Here is a 12,615-nt window from a genome sequence, read left to right as displayed (position 1 = left end):
GGCTAATGCTCCCAAGATGCTTCGAACTTGCGGGCGCGGCGAATTTCCGGAAACAGCCACGCCCAGATCACAGTTACGACTATGGCACCGGCGCCGCCGAAAACAACCGCTCCGGTCGCTCCGAGCAGGGCAGCCGCAATGCCGGACTGCATTTCACCGAGTTCGTTGGAGGCGGAAATGGCCAGGCCTGAAATCGCCGAAACCCTGCCGCGCACGTCGTCAGGGGTGCGCAACTGCACGAGCGAACTGCGAATGAATACAGAGATCATGTCTGCCGCACCCAGCAGAGCCAGGCACCCCAGCGACAACAGGAATACCCGCGAAACGCCGAAACCAACGGTCATCACACCGTAAGCCCCGACTGCCACCAGCATTTTCACGCCCACGTTCCGATCCAGCGGACGGAACGATAGCCACAGCGCCACCGTGGCCGCGCCCAATGCCGCAGCCGCCCGCATCTGCCCGAGACCTTCGGGCCCCACATGCAGTATGTCTCGAGCGAAAACGGGCATTAGCGCCGTAGCGCCACCCAGGAGAACGGCGAACAGGTCTAGCGTGATGCAGCCTAGCAGAAAGCGCTCCTTCCAGACGAAATGGAACCCGTCGATGATCTGGCGGACCGGGTGGGCTTTGCGGGCATCCCGATGCACTTGCGGCAAGTTGTTTATCGCGAAGATAGAAAGCGCGGCGACCACCTGCATGCCGGCAGTCGTCCAGTAGGGAAGGGCCCTGTCGGAGGCGAAGAGAAACCCGTAGACCGCCGGCCCGATGATCATCCCTGCCTGCATGGCGATCGAATTGAAGGCAATGGCGCGCGGGATGAGGCTGGCGGGGACGACGTTGGGCGCGATGGCCCCCATCGACGGACTGATGAAGACGCGCACTACCCCGTGCAGGACTGCAAAGCCAAAAAGCACAGGCAGACTGCGCACCTGAAGTTCTGTCGTCACGCCCAGTCCCAGCGCTACGCAGACGTCGAGCAATGCCGCCAGCGCGGCCACCTTGCGCCTGTCGAACCGGTCGGCGACCACGCCGGCGACCGGTGTTAGGAGAAATACCGGAAGGAATTGGGCCAGACCCAGCAACCCCAGCTGGAATGAGGCCTGCGTGATCGACATCCCATATTCGCTGCGGGCGACGTCGTAGAGCTGGTAGCCGATGATCACGACCATGCCCGTCGAGGCGAGCATGGCACTGAAACGGGCAAGCCAGAACTTGCGGTAGTTGGCTATCTGAAGGGGGGAGGTGGGGGTACTCACGCGCGGTGCATGGCACCACCTCTCGCCCTTGCCAAGATTAAGCCGTGTTTTCTGCTCAGTAGGTGAACTTCGCGGTTATGCGCAGGTCTCGTCCGGCGATCGGCACGAAGTCCCGCGTGAACGACGCGGAGCGCCGACCGACGACGTCGAACAGGTTATTGGCAGAAAGCAGCAGCGTGACCGGGCCTTGCTCGCCCATGGGGTGCCAGTCCGCACTCAGGTTGACGACGGTGAAGCTGCCGGTCGGATATTCATAGACGCCGACACGGTCCTGCTTGGCATTCCATTCCACTTCCCCGCGCAGGTGCAGGTCGCCCAGCGTAACGTCGCTGCCACCGCGAAGACGCAGGGCCGGAATGCGGGGAACCGGTCCCAGGTTCTTGATCTGGGCATGGGTGTAATCGGCCGAGGCATCGAAGCGCAGATCGCCTTCGCCCCAGTCCATGGCCTTCACGCTGCCCGATGCCTCGAAACCCTTGAAGGTCGCATCGACTGGCGTGTAGCGATAGACCGGTTGGCCGTCCTGTTCGGCGCCGGTCGCAAGCGGCGCGATGTAGTTGCTGAACTTGGTCAGATAGCCGGTCAAGGACAGGTTGATGATCGGCGCCTGATAACGGACGTAGGCCTCGAAACCATTGCTCCGTTCCACGCCCAGCGTTTCGTCACCCACCTCATAGGCCTGCGTGGCAACGTGGATCCCGTCACTCAGCAGTTCTTCAGGCGAGGGCGCGCGTTCGCCATGTACGAAATTGGCACCGATACCGAGGCCATCGCCGGACTTCCACGAGACACCGGCTGCCCCCGACCAAAGATCGAAGCTGCGTGAGAACGACGCGCCGCGCGATTTGACGCGCGAAGAGTCGTAACGCCCCGAACCGTCGACCGTGAAGCCGCTGCCTATATCGAACGACTGCAGTGTGAACATGCCGATGCGTTCGATATCGTAGTCGGGCACGACGGCTTCGGGCCCGGTAACGGTCAGCGTGCGCCACAGGTATTGAACGCCGCTGCGCCCGCGCCAACCGCCGCGGTTCGACTGGACGAGGTCGGTGCGCATTTCGATGCCCTGGCCATCGAAAATCGTACCCTTTTCCTCGCCTTCGTATTCGATGTGGCGGTAGTCGGCATAAGCCCCGCGGACCAGCACCCGATCGAGGAATCCGCCGAGCTTCAGCTCGCCGCGCAGATCGAAGCGATCCTGCACCAGATCGATGTGGACCGGCGCCTCGCCATGATCGTGGGCACCTTCTTCGTGGGTTTCGCCTTCCTCGTCGTGGAAGGTCGCCGGGCGGTCGGGCACACCATAAACGGTGTCGTAGTGCTGATAGGAAATGCCCAGGCTGCCGCCGGCATCGATAAAAGCCAGACCGGCGCCGATAGTGGTGGTGCGTGCCGCCGAATTGGGAATCTTCCCGGTGCGGTCTGCCTCGGCCGTGAGTTCGGCAGCTTCGTCCGGCTCACCGTCGGCGGCCATTTCTTCCGCCGAGTGCAGCATTTCGGCCCTCAGTTCGGGCGAATAGACGTGGCCGCCGGTGCGCAGGTTGTCACTCTTGCGCCAGGACGCGTCGACATGCGCAACGAAGCGGTCACCCAGAGGGACTTCCGCGGCGCCGCTGGCCGAGCGTTCGTTGGCAGCGGAGCCATAACCGGCAATCCCGGTGGCCTGGATGCGGTCGGGAACTTCACGCGGAATGCGCTTGTCGATGGCGTTGACTGCACCGCCAATGGCGTTGCCGCCGAACAGCAGCACCGAAGGGCCGTGGAAGACGTCGATGTGATCGACCGTCAGCGCATCGAACACCACGGCGTGGTCGACCGAGACGTTGGAAGCGTCGAGCGAGCCGATACCGTCGGTCAGTACGCTGACGCGGTCGCCACTGAAGCCGCGCAGGACCGGACGCGAAGCACCGGGAGAAAAGCTGGTCGAGGAAACGCCGGGCAGCTTGTTGAGGACCTCGCCGATCTGCGACCGGACGTTCGACACGAGCGTATCCCCGGTGATGCTGGTGGTTGCGGCGAGCAGCCCGTAGTCCGTGGGCGGGTGGCCGACGACGACGATCTCGTTCCCGGCGGCATGTGCGTCCTTGTGCGGATCGGAAGAACTCTGATCCGTGTGCGCTCTCGTAGCATCCTGGGCGAGGGCGGTACCCGGGACGACGAGGCCTGTGGTGATTGCAAGGACACTGGCGCAAGCCAGCGCTGTGATTCGGGGGGAGGGGCTGTTCATGCCCGTCCTGCTAAGTGTAATGATATATTATATCAAGACTCAAAAGCACGCATTGGACACAAATGTGCTGCAGCGCCGCAAAGGCCCCGTCACACGGGTAGGGCAGCCGGCAAAATCGATCGGCGATTCTAATCGAATGTGGCGTTTAGCGGCGAGGGCGCAGGCGGGGATTGGGTTGCAGCGTATCGACCAGCTTGAGGAAGTCGTCGACGCGGATGATCCGTTCGAACTGGAAGCCGGCGCGGCCTTCATGCGACCAGATAAGGTGGGCTTCTATGCGCCCGATAACCGGAAGGCGCATGACAACGCGTTCGCCGCGATCGAGGTCGAGATGACCCGTAACCATGAACCCTTGCGCGGAAATATTGACGATCTGCAACTGCAAGTCGCCAAGTTGGCGATGCTCGGCAATCACGGAATAATCGACCGGATGGCGTGCCGCCCGGCGCTTATCGGTTACAGAAAGCTGCGCACCCGCACTCATTTTTTTGCCTCAGTTTGTGACCGTGAGGACAGATCATGCGCCGAATTGGCAAACATTCAGTAAAGCCTGCAGTTCCTTGCCGGACGAGCGGTGCATTTTTGCCGTTCAGACGCCCTTGAGCACGCCGTGCTTCTTCTTCCCGAGGCTCAGCTTGCGCGATTCGCCTGCTGCGACCGTGATCAGCAGACCGGGGTCGTTCATCACATCGTCATCGAGCTTCACCGCGCCTTCGGCGATTTTGCGCTTCGCCTCGCCATTGGAGGCCGTGAACCCGAGGGCAGTGCAAGCAGCCCCCAGGCGAATGCCGTCGCTACCGATTTCGATAGTGGGAAGGTCTTCACCCAACCCGCCGGCGGCAAAGGTCTCGCGTGCCGTGGCTTCGGACGCGCGGGCGGCTTCCTCGCCGCGACACAGTTTCGTCGCCTCATTCGCCAACACGACCTTGGCGTCATTGATCTCGCCGCCTTCGAGGGCCTCGAGCCGGGAAATCTCGTCCAAGGGCAGATCGGTGAACAGGCGCAGGAAACGGCCGACATCCCGATCGTCGCAATTGCGCCAGAACTGCCAGTAATCGTAGGCGGGCAGTTGTTCCTCGTTGAGCCAGACGGCGCCCGAGACGGACTTGCCCATCTTGCTGCCGTCGGCCTTGGTGATCAGTGGCGTGGTCAGGCCGAATACCTCGGTTGCGTCCATGCGGCGGGTCAGTTCGACACCGTTGACGATATTGCCCCACTGGTCCGAGCCACCCATCTGCAGCCGCACACCCTGCGCCTGGCACAAGTGGCGAAAATCGTAACCTTGCAGGATCATGTAGTTGAATTCGAGGAAGGTCATGGGCTGTTCGCGCTCAAGCCGCAGCTTGACCGAATCGAAACTCAGCATCCGGTTGACGGTGAAGTGGGTGCCGACCATTTGCAGCATCTCGATGTAACCGAGCTTGCCCAGCCAGTCGTGGTTGTTCACCATCACCGCGTCGGTCGGCCCATCGCCGAAAGTCAGGAAACGCTCGAAGGCCGTGCGGATCGAGGCGATATTGGCCTCGATCGTTTCTTCGGTGAGCATTTTGCGGACTTCGTCCTTGCCAGTCGGGTCACCGATGCGGGTGGTTCCGCCACCCATCAGCACGACCGGCTTGTGCCCTGCCTGTTGCAGACGGCGCAGCAGCATGATCGATACCAGGTTGCCTACATGCAGCGAAGGGGCAGTGGCGTCGAAGCCCACATATGCCGGCACAATCTGCTTTGCGGCCAAAGCGTCCAGGCCCTCGGCATCGGTCACCTGATGGATGTAGCCACGCTCGTCGAGCAGGCGGAGCAGGGTAGAATTGTAGGTCATGTCCGTAGTTTCGGCTGGATCGAAAGCGGCGCGCCTAGCACGCGCCGCGCGCGAAACAAAGCCACCAGCTGCACATGAATGTGCGGAAGGCCCGAACGCCCGGTCGCGCCGCACTCGGCAGGCCGACGATTTCGCATTGCCAGCCCGGCAAGAGGCCATCTACGGACCCTCAAATGCCTCACCTTGTCAGCCATCCCGCTCATCCGCCCGCACTCGTTCGCAGCATCGAGGCGCGGATCATCGCTTTCGACGCGACCTGGCTGCGCGTGCGGTGGAAGATCATGGGATGCGCCAAACTCGTCGTCCCGGCGTTCGCAGGGAAGGGGAGGGCAGACGAACTCTGGAAGACGACGTGCTTCGAGCTGTTCCTGCAGCCGCCCACCGAAGAGAGCTACATCGAGGTCAATCTGTCGCCGTCGGAACGCTGGAATGCCTACAATTTCAGCGGCAGACGCGAAGGCATGAGCGAGCGCCCCATGCCGCGCGAGCCGGACTGCACGATGCGGCTCGGAACCGACATGGCGATTTTCGACGCAGCCCTGCCGGCAACCGGACTGCCGCCGGCACCGCTCAAGGCCGGGTTTTCGGCGGTGATAGAGGAAGAGGGGGGCGTGAAGAGCTATTGGGCTCTGGCGCATTCGGGCGATGCGCCGGATTTCCACGATCCGGCTTGCTTCCTCGAAGAGGTTGCGGCACCCAGCGGCGCATGAAATTCGGTATCGACCGCCTCCTGGCGGACCCTGCGCTGCGCAAGCCACTTGAAGGCAAGCGCGTGGCTCTCGTTGCCCATCCGGCTTCGGTGACGGAAGACCTCTTCCATTCGCTCGACGCGCTGATCGCTGCCGGGGTCAATGTAACGTCGGCCTTCGGTCCGCAGCACGGCCTCAAGGGCGACAAGCAGGACAACATGGTCGAGACCGCAGACGAGCGCGATGCCACCTACGGCATCCCCGTCTTCAGTCTCTACGGGCAAGTGCGCCGGCCGACGGAAGACATGATGGCGACCGCCAATGTCTTCCTGTTCGACCTGCAGGATCTCGGCTGCCGCATCTATACCTTTGTGACGACGCTGCTCTACCTGCTGGAAGCCGCCGCGGGACAGGGCAAGAGCGTATGGGTTCTCGACCGCCCCAATCCCGCGGGCCGGCCGGTCGAGGGAACCACTCTCCTGCCCGGTCAGGAGAGCTTCGTGGGCGCCGGCCCGATGCCGATGCGCCACGGGCTGACGCTCGGCGAGATGGGTCACTGGTTCGTGCGGCATTTCGATCTCGACGTCGACTACCAGGTGATCGCGATGGAAGGCTGGCAGCCCGACAGCGCGCCCGGTTTCGGATGGCCGGCAAGCCGGATCTGGATCAATCCCAGCCCCAATGCCGCCAACCTCAACATGGCGCGAGCCTATGCAGGCACGGTGATGCTGGAAGGCACGACGCTGTCCGAAGGGCGCGGCACCACGCGCCCCCTCGAAGTCCTGTTCGGGGCGCCGGATGTCGACGCGAAGGCCGTTCTGGCCGAAATGGAGCGCCTTGCCCCCGAATGGCTGGGCGGGGCCGCACTGCGCGAATGCTGGTTCGAACCGACGTTCCACAAGCACGCAGGCATGCTCTGCAACGCGCTGATGATCCATGCCGAGGGGCCTTTCTACGCCCACCAGGCGTTCCGGCCTTGGCGGCTGCAAGCGTTGGCCTTCAAGGCCATCCGCAACCTGTGCCCCGACTATCCCCTCTGGCGCGACTTTGCCTACGAATACGAGTTCGATCGCCTTGCCATCGACGTCATCAACGGCGGACCGGCGCTGCGCGAATGGGTGGACGATGCGGCAGCCCATCCGGGCGATCTCGACGCCATCGCCACGCGCGACGAAGCCGCCTGGCGTGCGAGCATCGAAGACCTGCTGATCTACAAAGGTTAACCCGCTTGCCAAGAGGCAGGGCAGGCGTAGGCTCCCTTCCGCGAGCGCTGCAAAGGCGCCGCGACAAAATGGAGGGGATAGCATGCGAAATATACAATTCGCGCTGGGGCTTGCAGCCCTGACGCTCGGCGGGGTCGGAATAGCCGGCTGCAGCACGCAAACGACAGCCGAAGCGGCTCAGCCACTGACCGAAGCGCAGGCCGACGCGGTCCTGGCCGACTTTGCCGAAGCGGTCGGGTCGATGGATCTCGGCACGATCGACAAGTGGTATGCCGATGACATCGTGGCCTTCGACGCGGGAGAACCGGGGCGTATCAGCGGCAAGGTTTCCATGCACGTTGCCAACGCCCGGTTCGTCGACATGAAGTTCGACCATGCGGAAATGCCCGACGCCAAGATCCAGATCCTGGGTCCGGATCTGTTCATCGCGTCCGGTCTTGCCCATCTCACCAGCACTGCGGGCAAGGTGAAGGAAGCCGACTACCGTTATACGGAGGTGTTCCAGAAACAGGCCGACGGCAGCTGGCAATCGATCCACGAGCATATCGACGCCGCATCCTAGGCGTGAACTCGCAGCGACCGGGCAAGTGGGGGGCGCTGCCCGGTCAGCTCTTCTTGCGCGTGAGTTCCTTCATCGCCGCATCGAGCCCTTCGAGCGTAACCGGGTACATCGCGCCGCCCATCAGATCTCGGATCATGCGGGTGGAGCTGGAATATTCCCACTGCCGTTCAGGCGTCGGGTTGAGCCAGACGGTGGCCGGATAAGTCTGCATCACGCGCTGTAACCACACGGCGCCGGCCTCGTCGTTCATGTGTTCGACCGAACCGCCCGGATGGCTGACCTCGTAGGGACTCATCGCGGCATCGCCCACGAAGATCACCTTGTAGTCGTGACCGTACTTGTGGAGGATGTCCCAGGTCGGCGTGCGCTGGGACCAACGGCGGCGGTTGTCCTTCCACACGCCTTCGTAAAGGCAGTTGTGGAAATAGAAGAACTCCAGGTTCTTGAATTCGCTGGTGGCGGCGCTGAAAAGGTCCTCGACCAGCGAGATGAACGGATCCATCGATCCGCCGACATCGAGGAAAAGCAGCACTTTCACCGCGTTGTGCCGCTCGGGCCGCATGTGCAGGTCGAGCCAGCCCTGCTTGGCGGTGCCCCGGATCGTCTCGTCGAGGTCCAGTTCCTCGGCCGCGCCTTCGCGGGCGAAGCGACGCAGGCGGCGCAGCGCCACCTTGATGTTACGGGTACCCAGTTCCTTGGAGTTATCGAGGTTGGCGAACTCGCGCTTTTCCCAGACCTTGATCGCACGGCCGTGCTTGCCTTCGCCGCCGATGCGGATGCCCTCGGGGTTGTAGCCCGAATGGCCGAAGGGCGAGGTACCGTTGGTGCCGATCCACTTGTTGCCGCCCTGGTGTCGCTTCTGCTGCTCCTCAAGCCGCTTCTTCAGCGTATCCATGATCTCGTCCCACGAACCGAGGGACTTGACCTTTTCCATCTCCTCCTCGGAGAAATAGCGCTCGGCGAGCTTCTTCAGCCAGTCTTCGGGAATATCGACGGGCTGCTGCCCGTAGTCGGTGAAAATGCCCTTGAAGACCCTCTGGAACACCTGGTCGAACCGGTCGAGCAGGCCTTCGTCCTTCACGAAGGTGGCGCGGGAGAGATAGTAGAACGCCTCCGGCGACTGCTCGATGACGTCCTTGTCGAGCGCTTCGAGCAGCACGAGGTGCTCCTTGAGCGAAGCGGGAATGCCTGCAGCGCGCAGTTCGTCGACGAAGTTCAGCAGCATGGTTTCAGCCTTGGCCCGAGTGGCAGGTGTGACGTTCCGATTGACACGGAACGCTGAAATTGTGGGTCCGGTTTGCTCCGGTTTCGCCCGGAAATCCAAGCATCACAGGTCATGTCTGTGTCAACTTCCGTTGAGCCGCATTGTCGAGGCGGACAGAGGTTTTCCAGGTCGACCATCGCGGCCATCATAACCCGAGCACGCGTCCGTAGGAAACGCTGGCATATTCGTCGGCCTGCGCCCAATCTCAGCTCGCAGGCGGCGGGGGAGGCTGGCGTGGGAACTGTTCCATAGCGCCGCCGTCCTTCGCCCAATCGGGAGCTTCGTCCAGCCAGATGGCTGAAGAGGGGCGCAGATCGTGCGGCGGGTCGATAAAACCGAGTCGGACAACCAGCGCTCCCTGACGCGTCGAGTTGCGGCCGAATATCTGCGTGCCGCACGCGGGACAGAAACCCTGCTCGATGGTGTTGCCGCTTTCGGCGGTATAGCCGTTCCAGCGCACCTCGCCGGTCAGCGAAATGGCATCGCTGGGGAACAGGGCATTTGTGGTCGCGCTGCCCGAGGCCGCCTTCTGGCATTGGCGGCACCAGCACTGACGCACCCACACGGGCTCTGCGTCGATCGTCGCCGTCACCGCGCCGCAGTTGCAGCTTCCGGAGTAGGGCGCACCCATCTCAGTTTCCGCGGCGCGCCATGAAGGCGAGCCGTTCGAACAGCATCACGTCCTGCTCGTTCTTGAGCAGGGCGCCGTGCAGCGGCGGGATTGCCTTGCTCGGGTCCTGGTTCTGCAGGACTTCGAGCGGCATTTCCTCGTTCATCAGCAGCTTCAGCCAGTCGAGCAATTCGCTCGTGGACGGCTTCTTCTTGAGACCGGGCACGTCGCGCAGTTCGTAGAAGACTTCCATGGCCTTTTTGACCAGCGTCTTCTGGATACCGGGGAAATGGACATCGATGATGGCTTCCATCGTCTCGCGATCGGGAAACTTGATGTAGTGGAAGAAGCAGCGGCGCAGGAAGGCGTCGGGCAAGTCCTTCTCATTGTTCGAGGTGATGACGACGATCGGTCGCTCGATAGCGGCGATGTGCTCGCCGGTCTCGTAGACATCAAAGGCCATGCGATCGAGTTCGGCGAGAAGGTCGTTGGGAAACTCGATGTCGGCCTTGTCGATTTCGTCGATCAGCAGGACCGGGAGCCGTGGGGAAGTAAAGGCTTCCCACAGCTTGCCCTTGCGGATGTAGTTGGAAATGTCGTGCACCCGCTCGTCGCCGAGCTGGCCGTCGCGCAGGCGCGCCACCGCATCGTATTCGTAAAGGCCCTGGTGCGCCTTGGTGGTCGATTTCACGTTCCAGGTAATCAGCGGTGCATCCACGGCCTTGGCGATTTCCTCCGCCAGGACAGTCTTGCCCGTGCCCGGCTCGCCCTTGACCAACAGCGGTCGTCGCAGGAGAACGGCGGCGTTGACCGCGACCTTCAGATCTTCGGTGGCGACGTAGTCGCTGGTGCCTTCGAAACGCTGCATCGGCTGATCCTGTTACGTTTAACTGTTCGATTAAGCCCTATGTTGTGCGACGCAGCAAGGCAAGGCCGTTCGGGACAGGGCAGGCCGGGGCCATGGACAACCACGCCGGAGCGTTGCAGAAGCTCGTGCCATGGGGGGTTTTCTGAAGAACATGGAGTGGCTGGGCAGGGCGCGCGCTGACGCATACCTGCGCATTCTCGCGTTCCTCAATATCTCGATACTGATTTTCATCGTCGCGACCTCGCATCGTGGCATCGATCGCAACGGATTCTTGATCGGAACCGATTTCATCAGCTTCTGGACGACGGGACACATGCTGCAACAGGGCGGGGACGTCTATGACGCGGCTGCCCACATTGCCAGGCAACGCCAGTTCTTCGCTACCGACTCCGGTTACACTGCCTTTTTCTATCCCCCATCGTTCCTGCCGATCTGCTGGCCGCTGGGACTCTTCGGCTATTTCCCCGCGCTGGCCGCTTGGCTGATCACGACGGGCGCCCTCTACATCGCGGCCGTGCGCGAATGGTGGTTGCGGGCAGGGGAGCCGGCGCCCTTGTGGCTGCTGGTGCTTGCCTTCCCCGCCGTGCCGCTCGTCATTACCCACGGCCAGACCTCCTTTCTCGTCGCGACCTTACTGGGGCTGGGGGCCTTGCTTGTCCGGCAGCGTCCGGACCTTGCCGGCGTCCTGTTCGGCCTCGCCACTATCAAGCCGCAATTCGGGCCACTGATTCCGCTGGCGCTGATGCTGACGCGCGAATGGCGGACGGTATTCTCCGCTGCGGCGACAACGATCCTGTTGATGATGCTGGCCGTGGTCCTATCCGGACCGGGCGTGTGGACGGAATGGCTGGCCGCCAGCGCGCGGGCCCAGGCAGCCATGGAGGCGGGGGGCGTGCCTTTCGGCAAGATGGTCAGCGTTTTCGCGGGCGCCCGATTGCTCGGCGCCGACGTCAGCTTCTCCTATGGCCTACAAGTCGCCTCGGCCATCGGTGTGGGGCTGGGCATCGGTCTGCTATGCCGGCAGCACCGATGGTCGGCCGGGCTCGGCGCGGCGGTCCTCGCCGGTGCGCTGCTGGTCACGCCCTTTGCACTGGACTACGATCTGGTGCTGCTTGCCTTCCCGATGCTGTGGTTGCTGGGGGAAGGGCTGCGCAATGGGTTTCGCGAGTGGGAAAAGCTGGCACTGGCGTTGGCTTTCGTTGCTCCGGCGTTCGCCCGGCCGTTAGCGCTCAATCTGTCGATACCGATCATGCCGGCGGTGCTGGCGCTTCTTTTCGCCGTGATCGTGCTCCGGGCAACCAACCCAGCGCCCGTGCATTGGCAAGAACATGAATTGCAGGGGACTTCCTAATGGTCAGCGCCAGTACACACCGCAGCCGCAACATCGCGCTGCTCATCGATGCCGACAATGCTTCGCCGGCGACGCTCGACGCCGCGCTGACGATCCTGGGAGACCTGGGGACCGTCAACGTCAGAAGGATCTACGGCAACTGGAGCAAGCCGGCGCTCAAGGGTTGGGCGGGGCTGGTCCACCGCCACGCGCTGGAGCCGCAGCAGCAGTTCGACCTCACCAAGGGCAAGAACGCCACCGACATGAAGATGACCATCGATGCCATGGACCTGCTTTACGATGGCCATGTCGACGGCTTCGGCATCATGTCGAGCGACAGCGACTTCATGCCGCTCGCGATCCGCATCCGGCAGAACGGGACTCCGGTCTACGGCTTCGGATCGAGCCGCACGCCCGAGGCGTTCCGCGAAGCCTGCACGCGCTTCATCGACCTCGATGCCATGACGGCCGACAAGCGCGCCGATCAATCGGGCAAGGCGAAGACGGCGCCGACCGTCGACGAAGGCCTGGTCGAACTGCTCGGCGATGCGTGGAAAGCCAGCAAGCGCGACGACGATGGTTTCGCGAGCCTGTCCGAGGTCGGCCAGCGGGTCGCGAACCGGTCGAGCTTCGATGCCCGGAGCTATGGCTTCTCGAGACTGTCCGAACTCGTGCAGAGCTTGCCGAACTTCGCGACCGAGAAGCGCGAGAGCGGTCTCTACGTCAAGCGATTGCGCTGAGATTCCAAGTGGCTGGCGCTTGAG

The 12,615-nt window shown here is 62.8% G+C and carries 12 protein-coding genes; 5 read left to right on the top strand and 7 right to left on the bottom strand.

Annotated features, from left to right (window positions below; all coding sequences use genetic code 11):
* Positions 1-2 precede the first annotated feature (2 nt).
* The 4 genes from LK12_RS10550 to tyrS form a co-directional block, all read right to left on the bottom strand.
* Positions 3-1,259: an MFS transporter gene (locus tag LK12_RS10550; RefSeq protein WP_039283232.1), complete on the bottom strand. Its 1,257-nt coding sequence runs from the start codon at positions 1,257-1,259 to the stop codon at positions 3-5.
* 55 nt (positions 1,260-1,314) lie between these two features.
* Entirely contained in the window at positions 1,315-3,486 is a 2,172-nt protein-coding gene (locus LK12_RS10545) for a TonB-dependent receptor (protein WP_039283229.1), read from the bottom strand.
* Positions 3,487-3,631: 145 nt separating this feature from the next.
* A complete protein-coding gene (locus LK12_RS10540) occupies positions 3,632-3,970 on the bottom strand; it encodes a PilZ domain-containing protein (RefSeq protein WP_039283227.1) in 339 nt (112 codons plus the stop codon).
* A gap of 105 nt (positions 3,971-4,075) precedes the next feature.
* A complete protein-coding gene (tyrS, locus tag LK12_RS10535) occupies positions 4,076-5,305 on the bottom strand; it encodes a tyrosine--tRNA ligase (protein ID WP_039283224.1) in 1,230 nt (409 codons plus the stop codon).
* A 173-nt stretch (positions 5,306-5,478) separates the two neighbouring features.
* On the opposite strand from tyrS, the gene LK12_RS10530 reads away from it, so the two are divergent.
* The 3 genes from LK12_RS10530 (at position 5,479) to LK12_RS10520 (ending at position 7,779) form a co-directional block, all read left to right on the top strand.
* Positions 5,479-6,015 carry a DOMON-like domain-containing protein gene (locus tag LK12_RS10530; protein ID WP_039283222.1) on the top strand — a complete coding sequence of 179 codons (537 nt, stop codon included), beginning with the start codon at positions 5,479-5,481 and terminating at the stop codon, positions 6,013-6,015.
* Positions 6,012-7,217 (top strand): exo-beta-N-acetylmuramidase NamZ family protein, encoded by a 1,206-nt coding sequence (locus LK12_RS10525; RefSeq protein ID WP_039283220.1) that lies wholly within the window; start codon positions 6,012-6,014, stop codon positions 7,215-7,217. Before LK12_RS10530 ends, LK12_RS10525 begins: the two co-directional genes overlap by 4 nt.
* 82 nt (positions 7,218-7,299) lie before the next feature.
* The gene (locus LK12_RS10520) at positions 7,300-7,779 is read left to right on the top strand and encodes a YybH family protein (RefSeq protein WP_039283217.1); all 480 of its coding nucleotides are present in this window, start codon (positions 7,300-7,302) and stop codon (positions 7,777-7,779) included.
* A gap of 43 nt (positions 7,780-7,822) precedes the next feature.
* On the opposite strand, the gene LK12_RS10515 is transcribed toward LK12_RS10520, so the two are convergent.
* From LK12_RS10515 to LK12_RS10505, 3 genes are all read right to left on the bottom strand, one after another.
* Positions 7,823-9,004, bottom strand: a complete 1,182-nt coding sequence (locus LK12_RS10515; protein WP_039283214.1) for a vWA domain-containing protein — start codon at positions 9,002-9,004, stop codon at positions 7,823-7,825.
* Positions 9,005-9,248: 244 nt separating this feature from the next.
* Positions 9,249-9,674 carry a GFA family protein gene (locus tag LK12_RS10510; RefSeq protein ID WP_039283211.1) on the bottom strand — a complete coding sequence of 142 codons (426 nt, stop codon included), beginning with the start codon at positions 9,672-9,674 and terminating at the stop codon, positions 9,249-9,251.
* A gap of 1 nt (position 9,675) precedes the next feature.
* A complete protein-coding gene (locus LK12_RS10505) occupies positions 9,676-10,521 on the bottom strand; it encodes an AAA family ATPase (RefSeq protein WP_039283208.1) in 846 nt (281 codons plus the stop codon).
* Between the two features lie 130 nt (positions 10,522-10,651).
* Between LK12_RS10505 and LK12_RS10500 the strand changes: the two genes are divergently transcribed.
* Together LK12_RS10500 and LK12_RS10495 are read left to right on the top strand one after the other, a co-directional pair.
* The gene (locus tag LK12_RS10500; protein WP_052223319.1) at positions 10,652-11,872 is read left to right on the top strand and encodes a glycosyltransferase family 87 protein; all 1,221 of its coding nucleotides are present in this window, start codon (positions 10,652-10,654) and stop codon (positions 11,870-11,872) included.
* Positions 11,872-12,591 (top strand): NYN domain-containing protein, encoded by a 720-nt coding sequence (locus LK12_RS10495; protein ID WP_039283205.1) that lies wholly within the window; start codon positions 11,872-11,874, stop codon positions 12,589-12,591. Before LK12_RS10500 ends, LK12_RS10495 begins: the two co-directional genes overlap by 1 nt.
* The last annotated feature ends 24 nt before the right edge of the window (positions 12,592-12,615 follow it).

The sequence above is a fragment of the Novosphingobium malaysiense genome (assembly GCF_000802225.1).
Lineage (GTDB): Bacteria > Pseudomonadota > Alphaproteobacteria > Sphingomonadales > Sphingomonadaceae > Novosphingobium > Novosphingobium malaysiense.
Note: the sequence above shows the minus strand (reverse complement) of the source record. Positions and strands in the feature narration are given on the sequence as shown.